Here is a 26,539-nt window from a genome sequence, read left to right on the forward strand (position 1 = left end):
CCATGAGCGACGACGACAGCCGCCTCGAACGCGGCAACCGGATCCGGCGGGAAGTGCTCGGCGACGCGCACGTCAACCGGTCCCTGGCCCAGGCCACCGACTTCACCCGGGTCCTGCAGGAATACGTGACGGCGAGCTGCTGGGGTGACGTCTGGTCGCGCGACGGCATCGACCGGCGCACCCGCAGCCTGCTCAACCTGGCCATGCTGACCGCCCTGAACCGCCCGCACGAGTTTTCGGTGCACGTCCGCGGCGCGCTGCGCAACGGCGTCACCGTCGCCGAGATCCAGGAAGTGCTGCTGCAGACCGCGGTGTACTGCGGCGCACCGGCCGCCCTCGAGTCGTTCCGGCTCGCCGAGAAAGTCATCCAGGAGGTCCTGGCGGAAGCACCGGTCGCATGACCCGCACCGGTGCCCGCGTCGTCGCCGACATGCTCGCCGGCTACGGCGTCAGCCACGTCTTCCTCGTCCCGGCCGTGCTGCGCCGCACCCTCGCCGAACTCGAACGGCACCACCCCGGCGTCTCGCGGGTGGTCACCCACGGCGAGAAATCGGCGGTCTACATGGCCGACGGGTACGCCCGCGTCTCCGGCCGGCCCGGCGTCGCGATGGCCCAGATCGTCGGCGCGCTCAACCTCGCCGCCGGGCTGCGCGAACCGTTCCTGGCCGGCTCCCCGGTGATCGCGCTGACCGGTGGCCGCTCCCCCGCCACCAAGTTCCGGAACGTCTACCAGGAGATCGACGACCTGCCCGCGTTCGACCCGGTCACCAAGTTCAATGCCACCATCGACGACGCCGACCGTTTCCCGGACATGCTCCGGCAGGCGTTCCGGGTCGCCACCACCGGCGCGCCCGGCCCGGTCCACCTGCAGATCCAGGGCAACGAGGGGCAGCTCGACGTCGCGACGACGGACGTCGCGCCGCTGGTCGAGCCGGCGTTCGGTCAGGTGCCGCCGATTCGCCCCGAGCCCGCCGACGACGACGTGACCGAGGTGCTGCGCCTGCTGGCCTCGGCACAACGGCCGGTGATCGTGGCCGGCGGCGGGGTGCGGGCGTCGGGCGCCGGGGCCGCCCTGGTCGCGCTGGCCGAGAGGCTGGGCATTCCGGTGGCGACGTCGGCGAACGGCAAGGACACCTTCCCCGGCACGCATCCGCTGTCGGCCGGCGTGGTCGGCACGTACTCGCGGGAGTGCGCCAACCAGATCGTCAACCGGGCCGACCTGGTCTGCTTCATCGGCACCCGCACCGGCGGCATGACCACCCACTTCTGGGCCGTGCCGCCGATCGGCACACCGGCCGTCCAGATCGACATCGAGCCGTCCCACCTGGGCCGCAACTATCCGCTGCGCGCCTTCATCGCCGCCGACGCCCGCCAGGCGCTGACCCGCATGCTGGCCCTGTCCGAACAAGCTTTGTCCGAACAAGCTTTGTCAGGACAGGGTTTGTCCGAACAAGACGGGTTGGCTTTGTCAGGACAACAGCAACAGGCCTCTTGGCTGGCCGAGGTGCAACGCCGCAAAGCCGACTGGCGGGAGCGCTATCGCGACGTGCTCACCAGTGACGCCATGCCGATCCGGCCCGAGCGCATCGCCGCCGAGCTGACCACCGCCCTGCCCGCGGACGCGGTTCTGGTGACCGACACCGGGCACGCCGGCATGTGGATGGCCCAGTTCCACGACACCACCTCGCCGGGGCAGGATTACCTGCGCAGCGCCGGCCACCTGGGCTGGGCGTTCTCGGCCGGCATCGGCGCCAAGTGCGGTGCGCCGGACCGCCCGGTGGTCGCCTTCACCGGCGACGCCGGCCTCTACTACCACCTCGGCGAGATCGAGACGGCCGCCCGGCGCGGCATCAACCTGATCACCGTCGTGAACAACAACAGCGGCGGAAACCAGAGCAAAAGAGGCTTCGATCGGGCGTACGGCGGGGAGCCTTCTGCCAAGTCACGGGAGCTGTGGACTTATCGGGAGGTGGACTTCGCCCGGATCGCCGAGGAGATGGGGGCTCTGGGCATTCGGGTCGACCGGCCGGGTGATCTTGCGGAGACGCTGGAGCGGGCGCTGGAGGCCGGTCGGCCGGTGGTCATCGACGTGCACACCGACATCGGGGTGACCGCGCCTCAACCGGTCGTCTCGTAGCTCTCATTCTGCTTTTGGCGCGGCGCTTTCCGGTTGCGGGCACCGCGGTTTCCGGCACAGCCCTGTGGTTGCGGTCAGAGCTTCGGGGCTCCGCCCCGGGGCCCGGCCACGCGCTCGGAGATCAGCTGCCGGGTGGCTTCGGGCTGGGTGAGGGCTGGGCTTAGAGCGGGCTGGTGATCTCCTCGCTCACACCCCCGCGCAGAGTCACCCCGCAACCGGGAACGCGCTCAGACCGCGTAAGCCCACACACCGTCGCCGCCAACCGGGAACGCGCTCAGGCCGCGCACGCGGCACGCCCCCACGTCGGCCCGGCCAAAGGGCGCGTGCGTCGTCGGTTGCGTGCGGGGCGTCGCTTGGGGCGATCTTGCGGAGTTCGCGTTCGGAGCGAACCGGAACTCCGCAACCTTGCGGACTCAGCGCCCGGCATACGCGTAAATAGGTGCTTTATCGGGCTGGCTGCAACGCTCGCGGGGCGGGGGATCTCACGTTTTGGGCTCGCTGCCGGGATGGGAACCGAGCGCCGAGGGCTGGGACCGGCGCGGGGTCAGGAGTTGTAGAGCGTCTGGTCGTAGGTGGTGAAGTCCCAGGCTCCGGCGCCGCCGGATGGGCGGACCACGCTCACGATGCTGGCGCCGCCGTCCACCGAGACCACCTCGCCGGTCATGTAGGACGCGTCGTCGCTCAGCAGGAACGCGACCACGCCGGCCACCTCGTCGCCGGTGCCGGCTCGGCGCAGCGGGGTGCTCGACGCGCGGCGGGACATGTCGTCCTTGCCGCCGGCTACGTCGGGGGTGGCGGCGAACAGGTCGGTGGGGACGATGCCGGGGGCCACCGCGTTGACCCGTACGCCCAGGGGGCCGCCGTACATCGCGGCGCCGCGCAGGATGCCCAGCACCGCGTGTTTGGACGTCTGGTAGGCGAGCAGGTCGGCGCTGCCGCGCAGGCTGCCGATCGAGCCGGTCAGCACTATGCTGCCGGCGCCGCCCAGGGTCGCGTAGCGCCGGAACGCCTCGCGCACGCCCAGGAAGACGCCGCGGACGTTGACGGCCATCACCCGGTCGAACTCGTCGACGGTCAGCGACGGCAGTGTGGCGAAGGAACCGGGGATGCCGGCGTTGAGGTGATGCAGGTCGATGCGCCCGAAGCGGTCGGTCGCCGCTTTAGCGTAGGAGGCAACGCCCTCCTCGGTCGACACGTCCGCCCGGACCCACGCCCCCTCGGTGGCCAGCGACTTCGCCAGCTGCTCGACCCGGTCGGCGTCCAGGTCGACGGCGACGACGTGCACGCCCTCGTCGGCGAGCCGTCGCGCGGTGGCCGCGCCGATCCCTCCGGCCGCACCGGTGACGACCGCGACCTTTCCGGCAAGTCCTCGCATCGTTTCTCCCGACCTCGCAAGATTGTCGGGCAATCATACAATCATGCCACTACCAGGGAAGCCCTGACCACCCTGGACATTTAACTTCGGGGAAGTCGGATCGAAATCTCGTTCACCTCTTGACAGGCGTCGGGATGGATCACCTACATTCCTCGGTACCGGATAGCCGGATGACCACCCCGCATTGCGGGACGGCCCCGGAAAACCTCAGGGAGGCACCGATGGAGATCGCCAGCGGGGACCTCCAGGTGGTGGCGCGGGTCGTCCAGCTGCTGCGGCTGCTCGCCGCGCACGACACCATCGACCTGGTGTCGGCGGCCGAAGAACTGGGCGTCGGCAAGTCCACCGCCCACCGCTACCTGGCGTCGATGGAGAACCACGGTCTCCTCCAGCGCCGCGACCGTAACCGTTACGAGTTCGGCGTCCTGCTCGCCGAGCTCGGCACCATGGCCCTGTCCCGGCTCGGGGTGATCGACCTGGCCGGCCCGGTCATGGAGGAGATCAGCGTGAGCATGCGCCACACGGTGGTGCTCAGCGTGTGGAACGGCCACAGCCCCGTGGTGGCGCAGGTTCGCGAGGACACCAGCCGCACCGCGCACGTCTCGATCGCGGTCGGCAGTTTCCTCGGCCCGGACGCCGCGCAGACGGTTGTCTTCTGGGCCTACCGCGACAGGTCGTACTACCGGTTCCGCGAGGGGGCGCCGCCGGTGAACGCGACCGAGGCGGAGCTCGAAGAGGCCCGCCGGACCGGGATCGTGGTCCGGGTCAGCCGGGCCAACGGCGTCAGCGCCGTGGCGACCCCGGTCCTGGACCCGGCCGGCCGGCTCATCGCGACGCTGGCCGTGGTCGGCATCGCCCAATTCGTACCCGAGGAAATCGACAGCCCGGTGGCGCACGCCCTTCTCGAGGGCGCCGAGAGGATCAGCCGCCGCATGGTCAGCCCGACGGACTGACACACCAAGCCTGAAAGGGCCGGGAGTCCCGGCCCAGGATCACCGTGAGCCGGAAAAGGCGATGACTATGAAGACACACCGCTTCTTGACCTTGATAACGGCCAGCACCCTTCTCCTGGCGGCCTGCGGCGTGGGCGGCGGCGACTCCGGCGACAGCGCGTCGCCGAACCAGCTGACCTGGGCCAGCACCGGCGGGCAGTTCCAGGAGGACGAGAAGACCGCCCTCCAGGTGCCGTTCACCACGAAGACCGGCACCACCTTCACCAACATCAGCCCGGCCGAGCAGTCCCAGGTCAAGACCATGGTCGCGGCCGGCAAGACGATCTGGGACCTGGCCAACATGAGCTGGATCTACGCCGGCGCGTACTGCGGCACGCTCTTCGAGAAACTCGACGACCCGGCGCTGGACCGCAGCAAGTTCCCGCCCGGCACGACCGGTGACTGCTTCGTGCCGACCTACCGGTACGCGAACGTCTTCAGCTACAACGCCGACCTCTACCCGAACGCGAAGCCCACCTCGATCAAGGACTTCTTCGACACCAAGAAGTTCCCGGGCAAGCGGGTCGTCTACGACTACCCGAAGGCCGGTCTGTTCGAGGCGGCGCTGGTGGCCGACGGCGTGCCGGCCGACCAGGTCTACCCGCTCGACCTGGACCGGGCGTTCAAGAAGATCGACACGATCAAGAGCTCGCTGGTCTTCGCACCCAGTTACGGCGCGATCCAGCAGATGCTGGTCGACAAGCAGGCCGCCATGGTCATCACGGTCACCGCGCGGACCATCGTGTCGGCGCAGAGCGGCGCGAACCTCGTACCCGTCTGGGACTTCAACACCACCGACATCGGTGCGCTGGTCATCCCGAAGGGCGCACCGCACAAGGCGCTCGCCCAGCAGATGCTCGCCTTCGTCACCGAGCCGGCCCAGTCGGTCGCCTACGCCAAGCTCACCGGCACCGCGCCGGCCAAGCCCGACGTCGACCTCAACTCGGTCGGCTACAGCGACGTCCAGAAGAAGTTCAACGCCTTCCTGCCCGATCGCGGCACCACCCTCGAGCAGGACAAACAGTGGTGGATCGACAACACCGACGCGCTGACCAAGCGCTGGACGAGCTGGAAGGTCGGCTGATCATGGCCACGCCGACCATGGTCGAGGCGCCCCGCACCACGGGGCGCCCCGCGCCGGCGAGCAAGGCGAGAAGGGCCCGGAAACACCTGCTCCTGCTGCCGGCGCTGATCGCCCTGGTGATCCTGTTCGTCGTCCCGCTGATCAGCGTGGTGGTGGACAGCTTCACCGAGCCGACCACCGGCCTGGGCAACTACGCGTCGCTGTTCACCGACGGCTACACGCTGCGGGTGCTGGGCCGCACGCTGCTCGTCGCACTCGTGGTGGCGGTGGTGGGCGGCGCGCTGGCCTACCCGTACGCGTACGCGATGACCCTGGTGGGCCCGATGATGCGCGCCGTGCTGGTGACCGTGGTGCTCGTCCCGTTCTGGACGAGCATGCTGGCCCGTAACTTCGCCTGGCTGGTCCTCATGCAGGACGGCGGCGTGGTGCAGGGCTTCCTGAAGGCGATCGGTTTCGGCAACGTCACGCTGCTCGGCACGACACTCGCCGTCGGCATCTCGATGACCCAGGTGCTGCTGCCGTTCATGGTGCTGCCCATGTACACCGCGATGGAGCAGATCGACGGGCGGCTCATCGCGGCCGGGCAGAGCCTCGGCGCACCGCGGGCCCGGGCGTTCCGGCGGGTCTACCTGCCGCTGTCCGCCCCGGGCGTGCTGGCCGGCATGTCCCTGGCGTTCGTGCTCGCGCTCGGCTTCTACGTGACGCCGGCGCTGCTCGGCTCCACCCGCAACGCGATGATCGCCCAGGTCATCAACGTGCGTACGAAAGAATTGCTGGATTTCGGCGGAGCCGGCGCGATGGGCATCTTCCTGTTGGTTGTCACGCTCATCGTGCTGGGCCTGAGCCGGCGCATGGCGGGTGCGGCGACCAGCCTGGTGGCGCCCGCGCGGTCGGAGCAAGCCGGCGAGGTACGCCCGTGGCTGCGCGTCTACACCGCGGTCGTCGGATTCGTGCTGGTCGTGCCGACGCTCGTGGTCATCCCGATGAGCTTCTCGTCGACCCAGACGTTCCGGTTCCCGCCGCAGGGCTGGTCGCTGCGCTGGTACCAGGAGCTGTTCACGTCGCCGGACTGGGTCGCGTCGATCCTCAACTCGCTGCAGGTCGGCTTCTTCACCGCCGTCTTCGCCACCCTGCTCGGCACGACCGCCGCGTTCGGCCTGGCCCGGCTGCGGTCGCGGTGGCGCGGAGCGGTCAACGGCTTCCTGCTGTCGCCGATGATCGTGCCGCACATCCTGGTGGCGCTGGCGATCTTCTCGGTGTCGCTGCGGCTCGGCCTCAACGGCACGCTGATCGGCATCATCCTGGCGCACACCGCTCTCGCCGTACCGTTCGTCGTGATCGCGGTGACCGCGCGGCTGCAGGGCATGGACAGCCGCCTGGCCGGCGTGGCCGGCGTCCTCGGTGCGAGCCCGGCCAACGCGTTCCGCCGGGTGACGCTGCCGCTGGTCCTGCCGGGCATCCTGTCCGGCGCCGTGCTGGCCTTCGTGACGTCCCTGGACGAGGTCGTCATCGCCCTGTTCATGCAGGCGCCGGGCGCAGTCACGCTGCCGGTGCAGATGTACAACAGCGTCACCGTGCAGATCGACCCGACCATCTCGGCCGCGTCGAGCCTGATGGTCGTGCTGGTCAGCGTTCCCATCCTGTTCGCACAGATCGCCGGCGCCCGGCGCGGAAGGAGAGGCAAGCGATGAGTTCCGCGAAAACCGGCGGCCGGCTCGACCTGACCGGTCTCGTCAAGCGGTACGGGACGTCCGAACCGCCCGCCGTGGACGACATCGACCTCACCATCGAGCCGGGCGAGTTCATCACGCTGCTCGGCCCGAGCGGCTCCGGCAAGACCACGACGCTCAACATGATCGTCGGGTTCACCGAGCCGACCGCGGGCCGCATCGAGCTGAACGGCGCCGACATCACCCGGATGCCGCCGCACCGGCGCAACTTCGGCATGGTGTTCCAGAACTACGCGCTGTTCCCGCACCTCACGGTCGCGCAGAACATCGCGTTCCCGCTGCGCGAGCGGAAGGTGCCGGCCGCCGATTCGGCCAAGCTGGTCGGCGACGCCCTGGAACTGGTCGACCTGGGCGGCATGGGCAACCGCCGGCCGCACGAGCTCTCCGGCGGCCAGCAGCAGCGGGTGGCGCTGGCCCGCGCGGTGGTCTTCTCCCCCAGCGTGCTGCTGCTCGACGAGCCGCTCAGCGCGCTCGACCGCAAGCTGCGGCAGTCGCTGCAGCGCGAGATCAAGCGGCTGCACCAGGAGCTGGGCCTGACCTTCGTGTTCGTCACGCACGACCAGGACGAGGCGATGACGCTCTCCGACCGGGTCGCCATCTTCAACCGCGGCAAGATCGTCGCGATCGACACACCGACGGCGCTCTACCACCGGCCCACCACCGAGTTCGTGGCCCGGTTCCTCGGCGAGTCCAACGTCTTCGCCGGCAGGCGCCTCGGCCCCGACGTCTACGCCTGGCACGACCGCAAATGGACGGTCGGCGACGGCGACGGCGAAACCCTGATCGTGCGGCCCGAGAAAATCGCGGTCGCGCTGGACGAGCGGGATGTACCGAGCGGATCGAACACCGCTCCGGCCGAGGTCACCGACGTGTCCTTCTACGGCACCTACCACCGGGTCGAACTCGCTTTCGAGGGCGCGAGCGACGGCGGCGGCGTGGGCGGCTGCGCCGTGCTGCCCGTCGGCGCACCGGCGGCCCTCGCCCCCGGCGCCCGGGTCATCGCCCACTGGCGGCCCGAGGACCAGGTCCTGGTCGCCGAGTAAAACCCCCTGAGGAGATCAGCGTGAGCACAGTCGACTACCCGTTCAACCCGTCCGCCGACGAGGACCGTCTCGTTCCCGACCCGGAGGCGGACGCGCTGCTCGTCGGGGCCGTGGACCTGCACCAGCACCCGGGCCCCAGCCCGTTCCCGCGACGGATGAGCATCCTCGACGCGGCCCGCGACGCGTCCGACTTCGGCTTCCGGGCCATCGTGGCGAAATCGCACCACCACAGCATGGTCACCGACATCATGGCGCTCCAGGCCGCGGGCCTCAACGAGCTTTCCACCGAGGTGTACGGCGGGATCGCCCTCAACCGCACGGTCGGCGGGCTCAACCCGTACGCCGTGGAACTGGCTCTTCGGATGGGTGGCCGGATGGTCTGGTTCCCGACGCTGTCCTCGGCCGCGCACGTCAGCCACCACGAGAACCACGACACCGGCTTCCCGACCCCCGAGGTCGACCTGCGGCCCAACGAGATCATCACGATCCTCGACGAGAACGGCGCCGTGCTGCCCGTGGTCCGCGACATCCTGTCGGTGATCGCGGCCGAGGACGCGGTGCTGACCTGCGGCCACCTCGGCATCACCGAGTCGTCCGCGCTGATCGACGCGGCGCTGGCGGCCGGCGTCACCCGGATCGTGGTCAACCATCCGGTCTTCGTGGTCGGCGCCTCGGTCGACCAGGCCGTCGCGTGGGCTCGCCAGGGCGTGTTCATCGAGCACTGCGCGATCATGTACTTCGGCCGCCCGGAACGCCGCCGCGACCTCGGTGAGCTGCTGACCTTCATCAAGGAGGTCGGCGTCGGGAAGACCATCATCTCGTCCGACTCCGGGCAGAAGACGAACCCGCTGCCGGTGACGCTCTACCGCCGGGCGGCCCGCGGGCTGCTCGACGCCGGCTTGCCCGCGGCGGACATCCGGCAGCTGTTCGGGGTCAACGCCGAGGGGCTGCTGCTCAAATGAGGATCGGTTTCGCGGGGCTCGGCAACATGGGCGGCCGGATGTCCGCCTGCATCGTGCGGGCCGGCCGTTCAGTGCTCGGGTACGACGTCCTTCCGTCGAACATCAGCAACGCCGGCGCGAAGGCCGCGGCAAACATCGGCGAGATGGTCGACGGCAGTGACATCGTGTTGCTGTCGCTGCCGGACAGCCACGTCGTCGAGGCGGTCGTGCTCGGCGACGACGGGGTGCTCGCGCATGCCCGGCCGGGCCTGATCGTCGTCGACCTGTCCACGGCCGCGCCCGACTCGACCACCCGGATCCACCGCCTGCTGACCGAAAAAGGTGCGTCCTATCTGGACGCCGGGATCTCCGGCGGTGCGGCGGCGGCCGAGAAGGGCGCGCTCACCCTGATGGTCGGCGGCGAGGCGGACGTGCTCGACCGCGCGCGGCCGGTGCTCGACCTGTTCGCCGCGCAGGTGTTCCACTGCGGACCGAGCGGCGCCGGGCACACGGTGAAGCTGCTCAACAACTTCCTCAACGCGACCGCGCTGTCGGCCACCGCCGAGGTGATGGTCGCCGGCAAGAAGGCCGGGCTCGACCTCGACGTGCTGCTCGCCGTGCTCAACGCGAGCTCGGGCGTCAACTTCGCGACCCTCAACCGGTTTCCGAAGATCGTGCACGGCGACTACCTCAAGGGCGGGCTCACCAACAGCCTGATGCTCAAGGACGTCAACCTCTACGTCGCGCTGGCCGCCAAGCTGGGCGTGGCCAGCCTCAACGCGGCCGGTCCGGTGGCCGCTTTCGGGGCGGCCCGGGCGCTGGGCTACGCCGACGAGATCAGCAACACCGTCGTCGACGCCATCGGGGACCTGTCCGGCGGCGTACGCCTCCAGGAGAAGCCATGAAGATCGTGCGCGGGCAGGGCCCGTCCGACCAGCGACCGTCGACGATCACCGGGGAGGCGTGGTTCGACCCGGTGCTGCCGGCCACCGACGGGACCACGATCACCACGGTGTTCTTCGCGCCGGGCGCGCGCACGTTCTGGCACACCCACGACTACGGGCAGATCCTGCAGGTGCTCTCCGGGCGCGGGCTGATCTGCACCGCCGGTCAGCAGCCGCGCGAGATCACCGCCGGAGACACCGTGTGGGTGCCGCCCGGCGAGAAACACTGGCACGGCGCCACCGCCGACTCGTTCATGTCGCACACCGCGATCTCGCTGGGCACGACCAGGTGGGCCGAGGAGGTCGTCGGATGACGGTCGCGTTCATCGGGATCGGCAACATGGGCGCTCCCATGTCGGCGCGGCTGGTCCGGGCCGGTCACCGCGTACAGGGATTCGATCTGGCCGAACCGGCCCGCCGCGCGCTCGCCGACGCCGGCGGCATCGCCGCCGACGACCTGGCCACCGCGATCCGGGGCGCCGGCGTGATCGTGCTGATGCTGCCGAACTCCGACATCGTCGAGGCGACGGTCCGCGACTTCACCGACCGCGCCGAGCCCGGCGCGATCATCGTCGACATGAGCTCGTCGGAGCCGCTGCGCACCCGGGCGCTCGCCGCCTCCCTGACCGGCGTCACGCTGGTCGACGCCCCGGTCTCCGGCGGCGTCGCCCGCGCCCGCACCGGGAAGCTGACCATCATGACCGGCGGCGAACCCGCCGATCTCGCCCGCGTCGAGCCGATCCTGTCGGTCCTCGGCACGACCACCCGGGCCGGCGCGGTCGGCAGCGGCCACGCCGTCAAGGCGCTGAACAACCTGATGTCCGCCACCCACCTGCTGGTCACGTCGGAGGCGATGCTGGCCGGCGAACGCTTCGGCATCGACCCGGCGATCATGCTGGAGATCTTCAACCGCTCCAGCGGCCGCAGCGGTTCCACCGAGAACAAGTGGCCCAACTTCGTCCTGCCCGGCACGTTCGACTCCGGTTTCGGGCTGCGGCTGATGCTCAAGGACATGCGCATCGCCGTCGGCCTGGCCGCCGAGGTCGGCACGCCCGATCCGCTCGGCCGGGCCGCGGTCGAGATGTGGTCGCGCGCGGCCTCCACCCTGGCGGCCGACGCCGACCACACCGAGATCGTCACCTGGCTGCGAAAGGACCCCGGATGACCCCGGAAGAGATCAAGGACGAATTCATCCGGGTACGGGGGACCTGGAGCGAGACGTGGGAGGCCGTACTCCGGCTCGATCCCGATTTTCTCCTCGCCTACCTCAACTTCTCGGCCGTGCCGTGGCGCCACGGGGTGCTCGACCCGAAGGTCAAGGAACTCATCTACATAGCGATCGACGCCAATGCCACCCACATGTACCTGCCCGGGGTGCGCCAGCACATTCGCGCCGCCCTGCAGCTGGGCGTCACCCCGCAGGAAATCATGGAGGTGCTCGAACTGGCCGCCACGCTGGGCATCCACGCGATGAACATCGGCGTGCCGATCCTGGTCGAGGTCCTCGAGGAGAAAGGCCTGCGCACCGGCCCGGCCCCGCTCACCCCCGGGCAGGAGAAGATCAAGGACGACTTCACGAGTACGCGCGGTTACTGGCACTCGTTCTGGGACGAGATCCTCGAACTGGATCCGGAACTGTTCACCGCGTACACCGAATTCTCGTCCGTCCCGTGGCGCACCGGCGTCCTGGAACCGAAGGTCAAGGAATTCGTCTACATCGCCTTCGACACCGCCGCCACGCACCTCTACGTCAAAGGCCTGAAACTGCACATCGAGAACGCCATCGGGTACGGGGCGACCGCGCGCGAAATCCTCGAGGTCATGGAGATCGCGTCGGTCCTCGGCATCCACGCCGTGACCGCGGCCGCGCCTATTCTCCTGGAGGAGATGGAGCGGTAGCGAGCGCGACGTCGCGCTCATACCAGGTGCCCGGCTTGCCGCCCGGGTGGGCCGGTCCGACCGGGACGAATCCGGCCTTGGTCAGCACCTTCCGGGACGCGACGTTGTCGTCGGCGGCGGCCGCCCGCAGCGTGCGGAGCCCGAGCTCGGCCGCGGCCAGGCGGCACAGCTCCCGGACGGCCGCGGTCGCCACGCCACGGCCGGCGGCCTGCTGCGCGACCCGGTAGCCGAGCACCGCGGTGTGGTCCTCGATGTCGAACAGGTTGAACCGGCCGAGTACCGCGCCGTCCTCGGCGACCAGCACGTAGAAGGCGCAGACGCCGGTCTCCTGCTCGGCCAGCAGGGCGCGGTGCCGGTCGGCGAACCGGTCGAAGTAGTCGTCGCCGCGGTCGGCGATCGAGGCGGCGAAGTAGCCGCGGTTGGCCAGCTCGAAGGCCAGGACCGCCGGGGCGTGACCGGCGTGCAACCGCTCCAGCTCGGGCATCACCCGACCCTACTCAGGTGGCGGGTGCAGGTAGGTCTCGGCCAGCTGACGGAGGCGGGCCCGGTCGAAGCTGTGCCCGTGGCCGGGATGGACGACGGAGACGTCGAGGCCGGCGAGAAACTCCATGCTTCGGCGGTAGGCGGCCACGTCGGAGTTCGGCAGGTCGTCGATCAGGGTGTCGTCGTAGACGACGTCGCCGGAATACAGGGTTCCGGTGTGCTCCTCCAGCAGGGCGATGCTTCCCGGGGTGTGGCCGGGCAGGTGCAGCACGGTCAGTGTGCGCCCGCCCAGGTCGACGCGGTCGCCGTCGTTCAGCGTGCGGTGCAGGGTCATGGGTTCGACCCGGTAGGTCGCCGGGTCGTAACCGGGATCGGGCAGCACGTCGATCATGAGTTCCGGGACGGCTTCCCCGGCCGCGTCGAGGCCCAGTTCGGCGTAGAGCTCCGCGCCGTACAGGCTCGCCGGTATGCCGGCCGCCAGGATCTCCGCCTCGGCGGGGTGGGCGGCCCGCTCATCGAACTCGGGCGCGCCACCGGCATGGTCCAGGTGCGCGTGGGTGAGCAGCACCATCGGCTCGCGCTCGAACATGCCCGGGATCGCCGACCGCAGGGAGACCACGCCGAGCCCGGCGTCGATCACCAGGTCACGATCGGTGCCGCGCAACCACCAGAAGTTCGCCGACAGCAGTGCGTTGACGTGCGGCTCCCCGATCCGGACGACGCCGCCGCCCACCTCGGCGCGGGTGAACCAGTCGACCATGTCAGCCAGTGTGTCAGCCGATGGTGGCGGCCAGGCCGGCCAGTGGGCCGGTGACCGGGGTGAAGCGGGCCAGCGTGTCCGGGTCGTGGCCGGCGACCAGGTGGCGCGCCTCGCCGGTGGCGAGCATGGCGCGGATGCGTTCGAAGGCCGCGTACATGTCGACCAGGCCGGAGACCTGGGTGAACGGCATGTTCCGCTCGAGCTCCTCGTAGTAGTGCACCGCGTCCGAGGCCAGCAGCACCGGGCCGGCGGCGGTGTCGACCAGCACCACGCTCTGGCCGGGGGTGTGCCCGCCGACCTGGATCACCCGCACGCCCGGGGCCAGATCCAGCTCGCCGTCGAACGTGCGCAGCGGGCGTTGCCGCAGGTGGTTGATCTCGTCGTCCTCGACCGAGTGGTGCAGCAGCACCCGGTTCGCGAACGGGCCGGTCCAGAAGTCGACCTCGGCGTTCGCGATGACCAGCGGCGAGTCCGGGAAGAGGTCGAGGTTGCCGATGTGGTCGTAGTGGGCGTGGGTGACGACGATCGTCGGGTGCCGCACGCCGAGCGCCTCGAACGCGGCGGCCGGCTCGATCAGCGTGGTGCGTTTGCGGCGGGCGCCGCCGGCCGCCGAGAAGCCGGTGTCGACCACGATGGTGCGGTCGGTGTTGCGGACGACCCAGAAGAAGTAGTCCATGCCGATCGGGCCGTCGGGCTCGTCGTACAGGTGGTAGTTCAGGTAGACGTCGCTGCGCACGGTCTCGCGGGTGCCGTACTTGACGATCGTCACCTGGTATTCAGCGGGCGACATAACCACCGTCCACGCTCAAGATCGTACCGGTGATGCCGGCCGACTCCGGCGCCGCGAGGAAGACGATCGCCCGGGCCACCTCGGCCGGGGTCGACATCCGGCCGATCGGGTGGTTGCTCAGGGTGACCGCGAGGCTGGCGGCCGGGTCCGGGTCGGCGGCGCGGGCCTCGTCCATGAAACCGGTGTCGACCGCGCCCGGGGCGACGGCGTTGACGCGTACGCCGAGCGGCGCGCACTCGATCGCCAACTGCCGGGTGAGCTGGACGATCGCGCCCTTGGTCATCGCGTAGACGCTCTGGTTGGACACCCCGACGAGCCCGGAGATCGACGCCGTGTTGACGATGCAGCCCCGACCGTCGATCAGGTGTGGCAGCGCCGCCCGGGTGAACCGGAACGCCGACCGCACGTTGATCCCGAACAGCCGATCGAAGTCGTCGTCCCCGGTCTCGAGAATGGGCCGCCGCAGAAACCGCCCGGCGTTGTTGACCAGCAGATCGAGCCGCCCGAACTCCTCGACGGCCCGCCCGACCACGGCCGCCGGCGCACCCTCGTCCGTGACATCGGCGACGACCGGCACCACCCGCCCCGCCGCGCCCAGCTCCTTCACGTCCGGCGAGACGTCGGCTGCCACGACGCGGTAACCCTCGTCGCCGAGCCGGAGCACCACCTCACGGCCGATTCCCCGCGCCGCACCCGTGACCACCGCTACCAGATCCATGCGCTGGATTGTATGACAGTCGTACACAATAATCGAGGGCTTGTCACATGGCCGTAACAGACCCTTGATCAGCCGGGAACGGGCGCGTATGTTCCTGCTTAATCGATGAAGCAGGCTCCACCTGCAGATGTTCATTGACTTGGAACGCCGACATGAAGATCACCGACGTGCTGGGCTGACACTCAGCCGGTCGGCTTGGAGTCGAAGGAGAGCCATGAGAAACAAGCGAGCCCTCGCCGCCCTGGCCAGCGTCGCCCTGACCGGGCTGCTGGTGAGCGGCTGCGGCAACAGCGACGACAGCTCGGGTTCGGGACCGGTCAGCCTGACCGTCTGGACCGGCTTCACCGGCGGTGACGCCCCGGGTTACGACGAGATCGTCAGCGACTTCAACGCGGCGCACCCGGACATCAAGGTGACGATGACCAAGATGTCCTGGGACACCATCCAGCAGAAACTGCCCTCGGCCTGGGTCACCGGGCAGGGGCCGGACATCGCCGCTCCCTCGTCCGACCCGAACGCGATCGCGCAGTACGTCAAGACCAACTCGGTCCTGGAGATCACCAACACCGGCACCGGCGACGACAAGGTCAACACCGACCAGCTGGCGGCCGAGCTGGTCAAGGAATTCACCTACAACGGCAAGCTGTACGCGGTGCCGGCCAACTACGCGACGCTGAGCCTCTACTACAACAAGAAGCTGGTCAGCAAGCCCCCGACCACGGTGGCCGAGCTCCAGGATCAAGCGGCCAAGCTGACCACCGGCGGCAACTACGGCCTGGTGCTGGCCGACAACAACACCATCCAGATGTGGCCGATCCTGCAGTGGCTCAGCGGCGGCGACATCGTCGACGCCAACAACTGCAGCGTGGTCTCCACCCCGGCCGGCATCGCGAGCCTGCAGCCGTGGGTCGACCTGGTGAAGAACAAGAAGATCTCCCCGGTCGGGCTCAGCGGGGCCGAGGCCGACTCGCTCTTCTCGGCCGGCAAGGCGGCCATGGAGATCAACGGCCCGTGGGCCGCGCCCAGCTACCAGAAGGCGGGCGTCGACTTCGGCCTGGCGGCCGTGCCGGCCGGCGCCGACGGCAAGCCGGTGACCCTCGGTTCGACCGCGCCGCTCGCGATCTCGGCCAAGACCAAGCACCCGCAGCAGGCGCAGGAGTTCCTCGCCTACTGGACCAGCAAGACCGCGCAGCTGAAGTTCTCCAAGACCACCGGCTTCCCGCCGCTGCGCACCGACCTGGGTGACGACGCCGACCTCAAGGCCGACCCGACCGTGTCGATCTTCGCGAGCCAGGTGTCCAACGCGCGGCTCTACCTGCCGCAGGTGCCGAACGCCACCAAGGTGGACACCGACGCGTACGTACCGCTGATCCAGACGGCGACGCGGGACGGAGACGTTGCGGGCGCCGCCGCCACTGCCGCCAAGAAGATCAACGAGCTGACCGGCTGCACGCAGTGACCACGCTCCTCCGCAAAGCCCCGGCCGTCCTCGGCGGCCGGGGCCGGGCCGCCGGCTATCTGTTCATGGCGCCCAGCCTGCTGATCCTCGGCGTGTTCGTGCTCTTCCCGATCGGCCGGTCGCTCTGGTACAGCCTGCACAACTGGACCGTCGGCGCGGCCGAGCAACCGTGGACCGGCCTGGACAACTACACGAAGCTGTTCGGCGACGCGCAGTTCCGGCGGGCGCTGGCCAACACCCTGATCATCACGGTCGCCTCCACCGCCGTACTCGTGGTGATCGGTCTTGGTCTGGCCCTGGCCCTGCAGTCGGAGAACGTGGTGAGCCGGGTGATCCGGTCGGCGTTCTTCTTCCCGACGGTCATCTCGCTGACCACCGTCGGCATGGTCTGGCGCTTCCTGCTCGACCCGGACATCGGGCTGGTCGGCGGCGTGACCAGGGCGCTCGGGCTGGACCCGGTCAACTGGCTGCAGTCCACCGCCCTGGCGCTGCCCACGGTGATCTTCGTGAACGTCTGGAAGAACGCCGGCTTCGTGATGATCGTGCTGGTGGCCGGGCTCAAGGCGATCCCGGGCGAGTACTACGAGGCCGCGTCGCTCGACGGAGCGGGACGGCTGCAGACGCTGCGGTCGATCACGCTGCCGGCGCTGCGCCCGACCATGCTCTTCGTGACCTTCATGGTCACCGTCCAGTCGCTGCAGCTGTTCGACCTCGTCTACGTGATGACCGGCGGCGGACCGCTTGACCACACCGAAACGCTGGTCACCAAGCTCTACCGCGACGGGTTCGTCAACTACGAGACCGGTTACGCGGCGGCCACCTCCTGGGTGCTGTTCATCGTGGTCGTGCTGGTCTCCGCCCTGCAACTACGGATCTTCAGGTACAACGATGCTGACTAAATCGCTGAAGTGGATCTACGTAGGCATCGGCCTGCTGCTGGCGATCGTGCCGCTGATCTGGATGGTGGCGGGCTCGTTCCGCACCGAGGCCGACCTCTACGGGCACACCGCGAGCCTGCTCCCGCACGAGTGGACGCTGCACGGATACCGGGGTGTGTGGCAGCAGCTGCCGTTCCTGCGCCTGCTGTTCAACAGCGTGCTGTTCGCCGGGGTCACCACCGCGCTGACCGTGCTGTTCGACTCGATGTGCGCGTACGCCCTGGCCCGTCTGCGGTTCCGCGGCCGCACCGTGGCGTTCTGGCTGGTGCTGGTCACCCTGATGGTGCCGTTCCAGGTCACCCTGATCCCGGTGTTCATGGAGCTGTTCCACTTCGACTGGCTCAACACCTACCAGGGCCTGATCCTCCCCCGCGCGACCAGCGCGTTCGGCATCTTCCTGTTCCGCCAGTTCTTCATGAGCATCCCGAAGGAGCTGGACGAGGCCGCTCGCATCGACGGCGCCGGGCACCTGCGCATCTACTGGCGGGTGATCCTGCCGCTGGCCAAGCCGGCCATCGCCACGGTCGCCCTGCTCAACTTCACCAACCTCTGGAACGACCTGATCTGGCCGCTCGTGGTGAGCACCGACAACACCATGCAGACCCTGCCGGCCGGACTCGCGCTCTTCGCCGGACAGCACGTCACCGATCACGCGGTGCTGTTCGCGGGCGCCATCATCTCCCTGCTACCGATCGCGGTCGTGTTCTTCCTGGCGCAGCGTTACTTCGTCGCCGGAATCTCGACCAGCGGCCTGAAATGAGCTCAGCGGTGCCATTCTTCTCCCCCGGCGATCTCCAGTGGCTGCTGGGCATCGAGGACACCTGCGTCTATCCGCCCGGCGCGTCGGGCATGACCCGGCTCGACGAGCACGCGCTGACCGGCCATGACGCCCGATGGCGGGACGACATGGTCGCGGCCGCCGAATTCGGCGCCGGCGGTCTGCGGTACGGCGTGAGCTGGCCCCGGATCTGCCCGGCCCCCGGCGTCTACGACTGGTCGGAGCTGGACGAGCGGCTCCGGTTCGCCACCGGTGAGCTGGGCCTGACCGTCATCGCCGACCTGGTCCACTACGGGACGCCGACCTGGCTCGACAGCGCCTTCGCCGACCCGCGCTACCCGGCGGCGATCGCGGAGTTCGCGGCCGCTTTCGCCGCCCGCTACCGCGGTGTCGTCGACCATCTGACGCCATTGAACGAGCCGCTGACCACCGCGTCGTTCTGCGGGTTGCGCGGCGTGTGGCCACCCGCGCTGACCGGCTGGACCGGCTGGACCCGGGTGACGATGGGAATCGTCGAGGGCATCCGGCGGACCATCGCCGGGGTGCGGGCGGCGAACCCGGACGCGGTGATCGTGCACGTCGAGGCGGCCAGCATGTATTCGTCGGCCGACGACTCGCTGGCCGGCCACGCCGCGCTGCTGGCCGGGATCGGGCACCTGCCGACCGACCTGCTGCTCGGCCGGGTCGACTCCGATCACTCGTTGCACGACTGGCTGGTCTCGCAGGGCGCGACCGATCTCGATCGCTTCCGGACCGAGGTTCCCCGGATCGACATCCTGGGCGTCAACTACTACCCCGATCTGACCCCGCGGGTGATCGAGGAGGTGGACGGGCAGGTCCGGCAGGTCACCGCCAATCGGTGGGCCGAGGGACTGGAGTACGCGCTGCGGACCGCCCACGACCGCTACGGCCTGCCGATGGCGATCACCGAGACCAGCATCGAGGGCGACGAGAACACCCGCCGCCGGTGGGCCGAGGACTCCATCGCGGCCGTCCGCCGGCTGCGCGAGCAGGGCCTGGACATCCGCGGTTACACCTGGTGGCCGCTGCTCGACTTCGTCGACTGGTCCTATGCCTCCGGTGGCCGCAACGTCGAGGAGTTCATGCTCGACCCGGGCAGCGGCGCCACCCCGACCGCCGAGGTGTACGCCGACGTGGCCCAGGGTGTCACGCCGTTCCTGCGGCGGATGGGACTGCTGCACGTCACCGAGACCGTGGACGGAGAACTGCTCCGGTCGGAGACCGAGGCCTCCACGGCGTACCGGAAGGAGACCAGCGCATGACGACTCCTCGTCCGCAACTGGTTCGTGAACACTGGGCCGACCTGTCCGGCGAGTGGCGGTTCGACTACGAACCGGACAGCTGGAGCCGGACCATCGTGGTGCCGTTCCCGCCCGAGTCCGCCGCCTCCGGTATCGGGGACACCGGCTTTCACGACGTCCTCTGGTACGAGCGCGACGTCCCCTGGGACACCATCGTCGCCGCCGGGTACGACCCGGAGCTGCGACCCCGGCTGGTGGTGCGGTTCGGCGCGGTCGACTACCGCTGCACGGTCTGGCTCAACGGCGCCAAGCTCGGCGACCACGAGGGCGGTCACACCCCGTTCGGCTTCGACGTGCAGGACCATCTGAAACCCGATCAAGATCAAATTTTGACGGTACGGGCGGAGGACCGCGCCGCCGACGTCGGGCAGCCGCGGGGCAAACAGGACTGGCGGCGCGACGCGCACGTCATCTGGTACGACCGGACCTCCGGGATCTGGCAGCCGGTGTGGCTCGAGGCGACCGCCGCGGTGGCCGTGGAGAGCCTGCACTGGACGGCCGACCTGCCGACCGCGACGGTGCGCGCCGAGATCGGGCTCAACCAGCCCCCGCCGCCGGGCACGTCGTGCGAGATCGAGCTGTGGCACGACTCCCTGCTCGGCGCGGTCCGGGTTCCGGTCGCCGGGCAGCGCACGGTCGCCACGATCACGCTGCCCGGCCAGCAGAACGGGCAGGCGTACGAGGAACTGCTCTGGTCGCCCGAGCGGCCCACCCTGATCGACGCGACGGTCCGGGTCGGCGGGGACGAGGTCGCCTCGTACCTGGGGCTGAGGTCCACCGCCGTGGCCGACGGTCAGTTCCTGCTCAACGACCGCCCCTGCTACCTGCGATCGGTGCTGAGCCAGGGCTTCTGGCCCTCGTCCCACCTGGCCGCTCCGGGTGAGCAGGCCCTCGAGGACGAGGTCCGGCTCATCCTCAGCCTCGGCTTCAACGCCGCGCGCATACACCAGAAGGTCGAGGACCCCCGGTTCCTGTACTGGGCCGACCGGCTCGGCCTGCTGGTCTGGGGTGAGGCGCCGGCCGCCTACGAGTTCTCCCCCACCGCCGTGGCCCGCACCACGCGCGAGTGGCTGGAGGTGCTGGAGCGGGACCGCTCACACCCGTCGATCATCACCTGGGTGCCGCACAACGAGAGCTGGGGCATCCAGCACGTCGCGCACGACCCACGCCAGGCCGCGTTCGTCCGCGGGCTGTACGAACTGACCCACGCCGTCGACGGCACCCGGCCGGTGATCGCCAACGACGGGTGGGAGCACGTGGGCTCCGACATCCTGTCCGTGCACGACTACGACGACGATCCGGCCACCCTGCGCGACCGCTACGGCCCGGGGGCCCGCGATCGCCTGGCCGAGGGGATCGGCCCGGCGGGACGGCGGATGCGCGTACGCGATCCGATTCTGCCGTCCGCCCCGCTGATGCTGACCGAGTTCGGCGGCATCAAGTTCGCGCCGGACGGCGCGGCGTCCTGGGGTTACACGGCGGCCGAGTCGCCCGAGCAGTTCGCGGAGCGGCTGGCCGCGCTCTACGCCGCGCTGCGCGCGTCGCCCGAGCTGGCCGGCACCTGTTACACCCAGCTCACCGACACCATGCAGGAGGCCAACGGCCTGCTCACCGCCGACCGGAAGCCCAAGCTGGACCCCGCGCTGATCCGGTCGATCGTGTCAGGCACAACCGCATGACTGACGGAAGCGGAAGCTGACCTCGGCGTCCCGGCGGGTCCACTCGGCGGTCCCGCCGTCGATCAGCTTCAGCAGCCGCTCGGTCGCCGCCACGGCCATCTCCTCCGCCGGAACACTCACGGTGGAGATGGCCGGGGTGGTCACCCGGGACAGTCCGAAGTCGTCGAAGCCGATCAGCGCGACATCCCCCGGCACGTCGCGGCCGCGCCCGCGCAGCGCGGTCAGCGCGCCGAAGGCCATGTCGTCGTTGGCCGCCACGATCCCGTCGAACGTGTCCTCCAGCCCGTCGACGAGCTCGCGCCCGCGCTCCTCGCTGAAATCGCCCTCCAGGACGATCGCGTCCGCCCCGATGCCGTACGCCGTGACGGCGTCGAGGAAACCGTCGCGCCGGTCGACCCCGGTCTGATGGTCGAGCGGCCCGGTCAGGTGCAGCAGGCGACGCCGGCCGTGCACCTCGATCAGGTGCTCGGTCGCGGCCCGGGAGGCCGACCGGTCGTCCACGCCGATCGTGATCGCGTCGGTCAGCTGCGGGAAGTTGCCGATCAGCACCAGCGGCAGCCCGCTGGCCAGCAGCCGGTCAACGGTCTCGTCCTCGATCGCGGCACTGGTCAGGACAGCGCCGTCGGCGCTGTTGGAGCGCATCACCCGCTCGTAGGCGGTGAGCCCGCGCGCGGTGTCGGCGTTGGTGGCGATCAGCACCTGGGTGTCGTGGTCGTTGGCCACCGAGGTGACGCCGCTGAGCACGTGCATGAAGTAGCTGTGCCCGAACACGTGCCGCGAGGTGGTGGGGACGATCAGGGCGATGGCGCCGGCCCGCTGCTTGCGCAGGGCCCGTGCCGCCGAACTGCCCACATAACCGAGCTCGGCCGCGGCCAGCCGGACGGCCTCCTTGGTGGCCGGGCTGATCCGGTCGCTGTCGGCCAGCGCCATCGAGCACGCCGCCGGGGTGATGCCGACCCGGGCCGCGACGTCCCGCAACGTGACCCGCTTGCCCGTCGCACTCCTGGCCACCACGCCTCCCCCGCTTGATCGATTAATCGTAGCGGGGTGGGTGCGGTCAGATGTCCGTGGTGAGGATCCTCTCGAGGTTGCGCTCGGCGAGGGCGGTGATCGTGACGAACGGGTTGACCCCGGTGCTGCCGGGGATCAGCGAGCCGTCCACCACGTACAGCCCGGGGTAGCCGGGCAGCCGGCCGTAGTTGTCGGTGGCCTGGTTGAGGACGCAACCGCCGAGCGGGTGGTAGGTGAGGTCGTCGCCCCAGACCTTGTTCGGCCCGAACAGGTCGCTGCGGTAGACGGTGGCCTGGGCCTTGTTGATGGTGTCGAAGACCCGCTTGGCCGCGTTGACGGCCGGCTGGTTCTGCGCGGTCTGCCAGCTCAGCCCGACCGCGCCGGTCGAGGAGTTCCAGCTGAACTGGGCCCGGTTGGGGTTCTTGGTGATGGCCAGGTAGAGGCTGATCCACAGCTCGGTGCCGGCCGGGAACGGGGCGATCTCGGCGAAGACCGGCCCGGCCGGGTCGGCCCAGTTGTCGATGCCCATGGCCGGCATGCCGGACTGCAGCGCACCGGTGGTGTTCCAGATGTGGTTGGCCCGGGCGACCATGACGTTGCCGTTGTTGCCCCAGCCCTGACCGACCGCGGCCGGCAGGTTCGGCAGCCTGCCCTGGGCCCGCATCGCGACCAGCAGCTTGCTGGTGCCGACGCTGCCGGCCGCGAAGAACACCCGATCGGCCCGGACGGTCTTGGTGGCCACCGTGGCCCCGGCGGTGTCGAGCTGGTTCATCGTCACCGAATAGCCACCGGCGGCGGCCGGTGCGACCGCGGTGACCGCGTGCTGGGCGGTGATCGTCAGCCGGCCGGTGGCGGCCGCGGCGGCCAGGTAGGTCTTGTCCAGCGACCGCTTGCCGTAGTTGTTGCCGTAGATGACCTCGCTGGCCAGCGCCGACCGCGGCACCGTATTCGCCTGCTCCTGCTTCATGTAGCCGAAGTCGTAGACGTTGTTGAGGAAGGTCGTCGCGTAGCCGGAGGCCTTGGCCTGATCGCGGCTGACCCGGGCGAACTGGTAGCAGTCCGCGGTCTCGAACCAGGCGGGGTCGATGGCGTTGACGCCGAGCGCCGCGTTGGCCCGCGGGAAGTACGTGTCGTACATCGAGGCGACGTCGACCGACGGCAGGATCTGGGCGAAGTAGTCGCGCTTGGGCACCACGGCCATGCCGCCGTTGACCAGCGAGCCGCCGCCGACGCCCCGGCCCTGGTAGACCCGGATGCCGGGGAACTTCTCCGAGTCCAGCACCCCGGTGTATCTGGCGATCGACTTGTTGACGGGGATGCCGAGGAAGTAGCCGAGCGGCTGATCGGTGGTGGTGCGCAGCCAGTACGACCGCTGGTCCGGGCTGAGCATGCCGCAGAAGACCTTGCCGTCCGAGCCGGGCGTGTTCCACGCCATGCCCATCTCGACGACGACGGTCGCGATCCCGGCCTGGGTCAGGCGCAGCGCGGCGACCGCGCCGCCGTAGCCGCTGCCGATGACCAGCGCGGGCACGTGGTCGTCGTTGGCCAGGGTGGCCAGCGGCAGCCCGAGCGCGGCGGCCTTCATCAACGTGCGCCGGCGCACCATCTCAGGCTCCGTCGGCGAGATCGTCGGCCGCGATGTATCCGAACGTCATCGCGGGTCCGATGGTGGAGCCGGCTCCGGCGTAGCTGTGGCCCATCACCGCGGCACTGGAGTTGCCGGCCGCGTACAGGCCGGGGATGACCGTGCCGTCCGCGCGCACCACCCGGGCGCGGGGGTCGGTCCGCAGGCCGCCCTTGGTGCCGAGGTCACCCGGCACCAGCTTGCAGGCGTAGTACGGCGCCAGCCAGAGCGGGGCGAGGCAGGAGTTCGGGGTGACCGCGGGATCGGTGTAGTAGTGGTCGTACGCGCTGTCGCCGCGGTGGAAGTCGGTGTCCTTGCCGCTGCGGGCGAACCCGTTGAACCGGGAGACGGTGGCGGACAGCGCGGCGGCCGGGACCCCGATCTTGGCGGCCAGTCCGCCGAGCGTCCAGTCCTTGACGACCGCCCCCGACGAGAACCACTCGGCCGGGAACGGCAGGAGGGGCGCGACGTCCCGGAACAGGTACCGGTTGCGGTAGTTCTGGTCGAAGATCAGCCAGGACGGGATGTCCTGCTTGGCGTACATGACGTGCACGACGTCGCTGTAGGGCGCGGCCTCGTTGACGAAACGCACCCCGGCGTCGTTGACGATCAGGCTGCCCGGAAGGGTGCGCTCGGCCAGGCAGAAGTACGGCTCCCCGGGCAGCGGGATGGCCGGCCCCCACCACGAGTCGTCGAGGAAGTCGGTGGCCGCGCCCGCGCGCAGCCCGGCCTGGATGCCGTCGCCGGTGTTCTCCTTGGCGCCCACGGTCCAGTCGACGCCGATCGGCTGCTGCTGATAGGCCAGCCGCATCGCGAGGTTGTGCTCGAATCCGCCCGCCGCGACCAGGACACCCCGGTTGGCGGTGATGCCGGTCGCGACCCCGTTGCGGGTGACGACGACGCCGGTGACCCGGCCGCTCGGGGCGATCTGCAGATCGGTCAGCGGCGTGTTCAGCCAGACCGGCACGCCCGCGGCGGCCAGTCCCGCGCGCAGGGCTCCGGCGAGCGCCTGCCCCATGGTCAGCGGTGTCTTGCCGGCCAGGGTGGCCGCCGTGTAGCGCGCGACGCACTCGGCCGCGACGGCCGTGCCCTTCGCGTTGACCAGCGCCAGGTTCAGCCACTTGTAGTCGGCGCTGAACACGGTCAGGCCGGGCGGCGTCGCCAGATAGGCCGGGTTGAGGTTGGCCAGTTCCGCACCGAGCAGCTTGCCGTCGAACAGGTCCGGCTCGATGGAGCGCCCGCGCGCGATGCCGCCGGGCAGCTCGGGGTAGTAGTCGGAGTAGCCGTCCATGTAGCGGAACCGCAGCGGGCTGTTCGCCATGACGAAGGAGATCATCGGCGGACCGTTGTCGAGGAACGCCCGCTGCTTCGCGGTCGGGACGTCACTGCCGACGACGGCGGCGAGGTAACTGGTCGCCTTGGCCGGCGTGTCCGGCACCCCGGCGGCGAGGATGACCTGGTTGTTGGGGATCCAGATGCCGGCCCCCGAGCGGGCGGCCGAACCGCCGAAGGTCGGCGCCTTCTCCACCACCAGGACGCTGAGCCCGCGTTTGGCGGCGCGCAGGGCCGCGGTCATCCCGGCGGCGCCACAGCCGATGACCACGACGTCGTACGCCGCTTGGGCAGCCCGCGCCGGACTGCCCAGCGCGGACGAACCGGCGACCAGGCCGGTTCCGATGGCGGCGGCGCCGGTGAGGACCTGGCGCCGTTTGAGGTGAGCGGACATAGAAGCTCCTCGGACGTTGGAGCTATAACGTGTTCTACTATCAGGCCGCTGAGCCCGCCCTGTCAAAGGGATACGTTTATGAGAACATGTTTCAGTTCGGCGAGATCCTTGACTCGTTCCGCCCGGGTAGCGGCGAGCGGGGACACCAGCAGCGTGGTGACCCCGGCGGCGGCCAGCTCGGCGACCCGGTCGCGCAACTCGGCCGGGCGGCCGACCAGGGCGGTCGAGCGCACCAGGCGTTCCGGGACGGCGGCGGCCGCCTCGGCGCGACGGCCGCTCAGGTACAGCTCCTGGATCGCGGCGGCCTCGTCCGGGTAGCCGTACCGGCGGACGAGATCGTTGGAGAAGTTGCGGCCGCGCGCGCCCATCCCGCCGATGTAGAGCGCGAGCTGCGCCCGGTGCCGGGCCAGCAGCGCCTCGGTCGGCTCGGCCACCGCGAACGGCAGCGGCACCATGATGTCGAGCGGCCCGAGGGCCGGATCGCGGCGGGCCCGCCCCTCGGCGAGCGCGGGCCCGAACACCCGGTCGAGCGCGGCCGGGTCGAGGAAGAGCGCCTGCCAGCCCTCGGCGATCTCGGAGGCCAGCGCGACGTTGCGCGGCCCCATGGCGGCCAGCAGGATCGGGATGCGGTCGCGGACCGGCCGGTTGATGAGCTTGAGCGGTTTGCCCAGCCCGCCCGGCAGCGGCATGCGGTAGTGCTTCCCCTCGTGCACGAGGGTCTCCCGGCGCCACACCTTCCGGCAGATCTCCACCACCTCACGGGTGCGGGCGAGCGGCGCGTCGTAGGTGACGCCGTGGAAGCCCTCGATCACCTGCGGCCCGGAGGCGCCCAGACCGAGCGAGAAGCGCCCGCCGGAGACGTAGTCGATGCCGGCCGCGGTCATCGCGGTCAGCGTCGGCGTGCGGGTGAAGAGCTGCATCACCCCGGACGCGAGCTGCATCCGGCCGGTGCGGGCGGCGAGGTAGCCGAGCTGGCTGACGGCGTCGAAGCTGTACGCCTCGGGCACCACGACCAGGTCGGCGCCGGCCGCCTCGAACTCGACGACCTCCTCGACCGCGTGCGCGAAACCCTCCCCGCTGTAGCCGAGCTGGATGCCCAGTCGCAT

At 70.0% G+C, this 26,539-nt stretch carries 25 protein-coding genes; 16 read left to right on the forward strand and 9 right to left on the reverse strand.

Annotation, left to right across the window (positions count from 1 at the left end; genetic code table 11):
* Positions 1 to 2 precede the first annotated feature (2 nt).
* Together Ato02nite_RS19120 and Ato02nite_RS19125 are read left to right on the forward strand one after the other, a co-directional pair.
* Entirely contained in the window at positions 3 to 401 is a 399-nt protein-coding gene (locus Ato02nite_RS19120) for a carboxymuconolactone decarboxylase family protein (RefSeq protein ID WP_213007929.1), read from the forward strand.
* On the forward strand, positions 398 to 2,137 hold the full coding sequence (locus tag Ato02nite_RS19125; RefSeq protein WP_213007930.1) for a thiamine pyrophosphate-binding protein: 1,740 nt from the start codon (positions 398 to 400) through the stop codon (positions 2,135 to 2,137). Before Ato02nite_RS19120 ends, Ato02nite_RS19125 begins: the two co-directional genes overlap by 4 nt.
* Before the next feature lie 544 nt (positions 2,138 to 2,681).
* On the opposite strand, the gene Ato02nite_RS19130 is transcribed toward Ato02nite_RS19125, so the two are convergent.
* Positions 2,682 to 3,512: an SDR family NAD(P)-dependent oxidoreductase gene (locus Ato02nite_RS19130; protein ID WP_213007931.1), complete on the reverse strand. Its 831-nt coding sequence runs from the start codon at positions 3,510 to 3,512 to the stop codon at positions 2,682 to 2,684.
* A gap of 221 nt (positions 3,513 to 3,733) precedes the next feature.
* Here Ato02nite_RS19130 and Ato02nite_RS19135 point away from each other — a divergent pair, with 221 nt between their 5' ends.
* From Ato02nite_RS19135 to Ato02nite_RS19175, 9 genes are all read left to right on the forward strand, one after another.
* The gene (locus tag Ato02nite_RS19135; protein ID WP_213007932.1) at positions 3,734 to 4,465 is read left to right on the forward strand and encodes an IclR family transcriptional regulator; all 732 of its coding nucleotides are present in this window, start codon (positions 3,734 to 3,736) and stop codon (positions 4,463 to 4,465) included.
* 67 nt (positions 4,466 to 4,532) lie between these two features.
* Positions 4,533 to 5,588 carry an extracellular solute-binding protein gene (locus Ato02nite_RS19140; RefSeq protein WP_213007933.1) on the forward strand — a complete coding sequence of 352 codons (1,056 nt, stop codon included), beginning with the start codon at positions 4,533 to 4,535 and terminating at the stop codon, positions 5,586 to 5,588.
* Positions 5,589 to 5,590: 2 nt separating this feature from the next.
* Complete coding sequence (locus Ato02nite_RS19145; protein WP_213007934.1) at positions 5,591 to 7,279, forward strand: ABC transporter permease subunit; 1,689 nt, start codon at positions 5,591 to 5,593, stop codon at positions 7,277 to 7,279.
* Entirely contained in the window at positions 7,276 to 8,361 is a 1,086-nt protein-coding gene (locus tag Ato02nite_RS19150) for an ABC transporter ATP-binding protein (RefSeq protein WP_213007935.1), read from the forward strand. Before Ato02nite_RS19145 ends, Ato02nite_RS19150 begins: the two co-directional genes overlap by 4 nt.
* A gap of 20 nt (positions 8,362 to 8,381) precedes the next feature.
* Positions 8,382 to 9,323: a DUF6282 family protein gene (locus tag Ato02nite_RS19155; RefSeq protein WP_213007936.1), complete on the forward strand. Its 942-nt coding sequence runs from the start codon at positions 8,382 to 8,384 to the stop codon at positions 9,321 to 9,323.
* Complete coding sequence (locus Ato02nite_RS19160) at positions 9,320 to 10,207, forward strand: NAD(P)-dependent oxidoreductase (protein WP_213007937.1); 888 nt, start codon at positions 9,320 to 9,322, stop codon at positions 10,205 to 10,207. Before Ato02nite_RS19155 ends, Ato02nite_RS19160 begins: the two co-directional genes overlap by 4 nt.
* Positions 10,204 to 10,560, forward strand: a complete 357-nt coding sequence (locus tag Ato02nite_RS19165; RefSeq protein WP_213007938.1) for a cupin domain-containing protein — start codon at positions 10,204 to 10,206, stop codon at positions 10,558 to 10,560. The genes Ato02nite_RS19160 and Ato02nite_RS19165 overlap by 4 nt, the downstream gene beginning before the upstream one ends.
* The gene (locus tag Ato02nite_RS19170; protein ID WP_213007939.1) at positions 10,557 to 11,411 is read left to right on the forward strand and encodes an NAD(P)-dependent oxidoreductase; all 855 of its coding nucleotides are present in this window, start codon (positions 10,557 to 10,559) and stop codon (positions 11,409 to 11,411) included. The genes Ato02nite_RS19165 and Ato02nite_RS19170 overlap by 4 nt, the downstream gene beginning before the upstream one ends.
* The gene (locus Ato02nite_RS19175) at positions 11,408 to 12,145 is read left to right on the forward strand and encodes a carboxymuconolactone decarboxylase family protein (protein ID WP_213007940.1); all 738 of its coding nucleotides are present in this window, start codon (positions 11,408 to 11,410) and stop codon (positions 12,143 to 12,145) included. The genes Ato02nite_RS19170 and Ato02nite_RS19175 overlap by 4 nt, the downstream gene beginning before the upstream one ends.
* Here the strand turns inward: Ato02nite_RS19175 and Ato02nite_RS19180 are convergent.
* From Ato02nite_RS19180 to Ato02nite_RS19195, 4 genes are read right to left on the reverse strand one after another with little or no spacing between them, the layout of a single operon-like run.
* The gene (locus Ato02nite_RS19180; RefSeq protein ID WP_213007941.1) at positions 12,117 to 12,629 is read right to left on the reverse strand and encodes a GNAT family N-acetyltransferase; all 513 of its coding nucleotides are present in this window, start codon (positions 12,627 to 12,629) and stop codon (positions 12,117 to 12,119) included. The two genes, Ato02nite_RS19175 and Ato02nite_RS19180, sit on opposite strands and share 29 nt — an antisense overlap.
* A gap of 9 nt (positions 12,630 to 12,638) precedes the next feature.
* Positions 12,639 to 13,388, reverse strand: coding sequence for an MBL fold metallo-hydrolase (locus tag Ato02nite_RS19185; RefSeq protein ID WP_213007942.1), 750 nt, complete (start codon positions 13,386 to 13,388; stop codon positions 12,639 to 12,641).
* 13 nt (positions 13,389 to 13,401) lie between these two features.
* On the reverse strand, positions 13,402 to 14,178 hold the full coding sequence (locus tag Ato02nite_RS19190; protein ID WP_213007943.1) for an N-acyl homoserine lactonase family protein: 777 nt from the start codon (positions 14,176 to 14,178) through the stop codon (positions 13,402 to 13,404).
* The gene (locus Ato02nite_RS19195) at positions 14,165 to 14,896 is read right to left on the reverse strand and encodes an SDR family NAD(P)-dependent oxidoreductase (RefSeq protein ID WP_213007944.1); all 732 of its coding nucleotides are present in this window, start codon (positions 14,894 to 14,896) and stop codon (positions 14,165 to 14,167) included. Before Ato02nite_RS19195 ends, Ato02nite_RS19190 begins: the two co-directional genes overlap by 14 nt.
* 214 nt (positions 14,897 to 15,110) lie before the next feature.
* Here Ato02nite_RS19195 and Ato02nite_RS19200 point away from each other — a divergent pair, with 214 nt between their 5' ends.
* Genes Ato02nite_RS19200 through Ato02nite_RS19220 form a run of 5 tightly spaced genes read left to right on the forward strand, consistent with a single transcriptional unit; the run spans position 15,111 to position 21,072 of the window.
* On the forward strand, positions 15,111 to 16,355 hold the full coding sequence (locus tag Ato02nite_RS19200; RefSeq protein WP_213007945.1) for a sugar ABC transporter substrate-binding protein: 1,245 nt from the start codon (positions 15,111 to 15,113) through the stop codon (positions 16,353 to 16,355).
* Positions 16,352 to 17,254: a carbohydrate ABC transporter permease gene (locus Ato02nite_RS19205; RefSeq protein ID WP_246607199.1), complete on the forward strand. Its 903-nt coding sequence runs from the start codon at positions 16,352 to 16,354 to the stop codon at positions 17,252 to 17,254. Before Ato02nite_RS19200 ends, Ato02nite_RS19205 begins: the two co-directional genes overlap by 4 nt.
* On the forward strand, positions 17,244 to 18,053 hold the full coding sequence (locus tag Ato02nite_RS19210) for a carbohydrate ABC transporter permease (protein WP_246607201.1): 810 nt from the start codon (positions 17,244 to 17,246) through the stop codon (positions 18,051 to 18,053). Before Ato02nite_RS19205 ends, Ato02nite_RS19210 begins: the two co-directional genes overlap by 11 nt.
* 8 nt (positions 18,054 to 18,061) lie before the next feature.
* Positions 18,062 to 19,354, forward strand: coding sequence for a family 1 glycosylhydrolase (locus Ato02nite_RS19215; protein ID WP_213007946.1), 1,293 nt, complete (start codon positions 18,062 to 18,064; stop codon positions 19,352 to 19,354).
* Complete coding sequence (locus Ato02nite_RS19220) at positions 19,351 to 21,072, forward strand: glycoside hydrolase family 2 protein (protein WP_246607202.1); 1,722 nt, start codon at positions 19,351 to 19,353, stop codon at positions 21,070 to 21,072. Before Ato02nite_RS19215 ends, Ato02nite_RS19220 begins: the two co-directional genes overlap by 4 nt.
* On the opposite strand, the gene Ato02nite_RS19225 is transcribed toward Ato02nite_RS19220, so the two are convergent.
* The 4 genes from Ato02nite_RS19225 to Ato02nite_RS19240 all read right to left on the reverse strand — a co-directional run bounded on the left by Ato02nite_RS19225 (position 21,055) and on the right by Ato02nite_RS19240 (position 26,539).
* Entirely contained in the window at positions 21,055 to 22,083 is a 1,029-nt protein-coding gene (locus Ato02nite_RS19225; RefSeq protein ID WP_213007947.1) for a LacI family DNA-binding transcriptional regulator, read from the reverse strand. The genes Ato02nite_RS19220 and Ato02nite_RS19225 overlap by 18 nt on opposite strands.
* A gap of 46 nt (positions 22,084 to 22,129) precedes the next feature.
* Positions 22,130 to 23,689 carry a GMC oxidoreductase gene (locus Ato02nite_RS19230; RefSeq protein ID WP_213007948.1) on the reverse strand — a complete coding sequence of 520 codons (1,560 nt, stop codon included), beginning with the start codon at positions 23,687 to 23,689 and terminating at the stop codon, positions 22,130 to 22,132.
* Between the two features lies 1 nt (position 23,690).
* Positions 23,691 to 25,433, reverse strand: coding sequence for a 3-oxosteroid 1-dehydrogenase (gene kstD, locus Ato02nite_RS19235; RefSeq protein ID WP_213007949.1), 1,743 nt, complete (start codon positions 25,431 to 25,433; stop codon positions 23,691 to 23,693).
* A 62-nt stretch (positions 25,434 to 25,495) separates the two neighbouring features.
* The gene (locus Ato02nite_RS19240) at positions 25,496 to 26,539 is read right to left on the reverse strand and encodes an LLM class F420-dependent oxidoreductase (protein ID WP_213007950.1); all 1,044 of its coding nucleotides are present in this window, start codon (positions 26,537 to 26,539) and stop codon (positions 25,496 to 25,498) included.

The sequence above is a fragment of the Paractinoplanes toevensis genome (genome assembly GCF_018332695.1).
In the GTDB taxonomy this organism is placed as follows: Bacteria; Actinomycetota; Actinomycetes; order Mycobacteriales; family Micromonosporaceae; genus Actinoplanes; species Actinoplanes toevensis.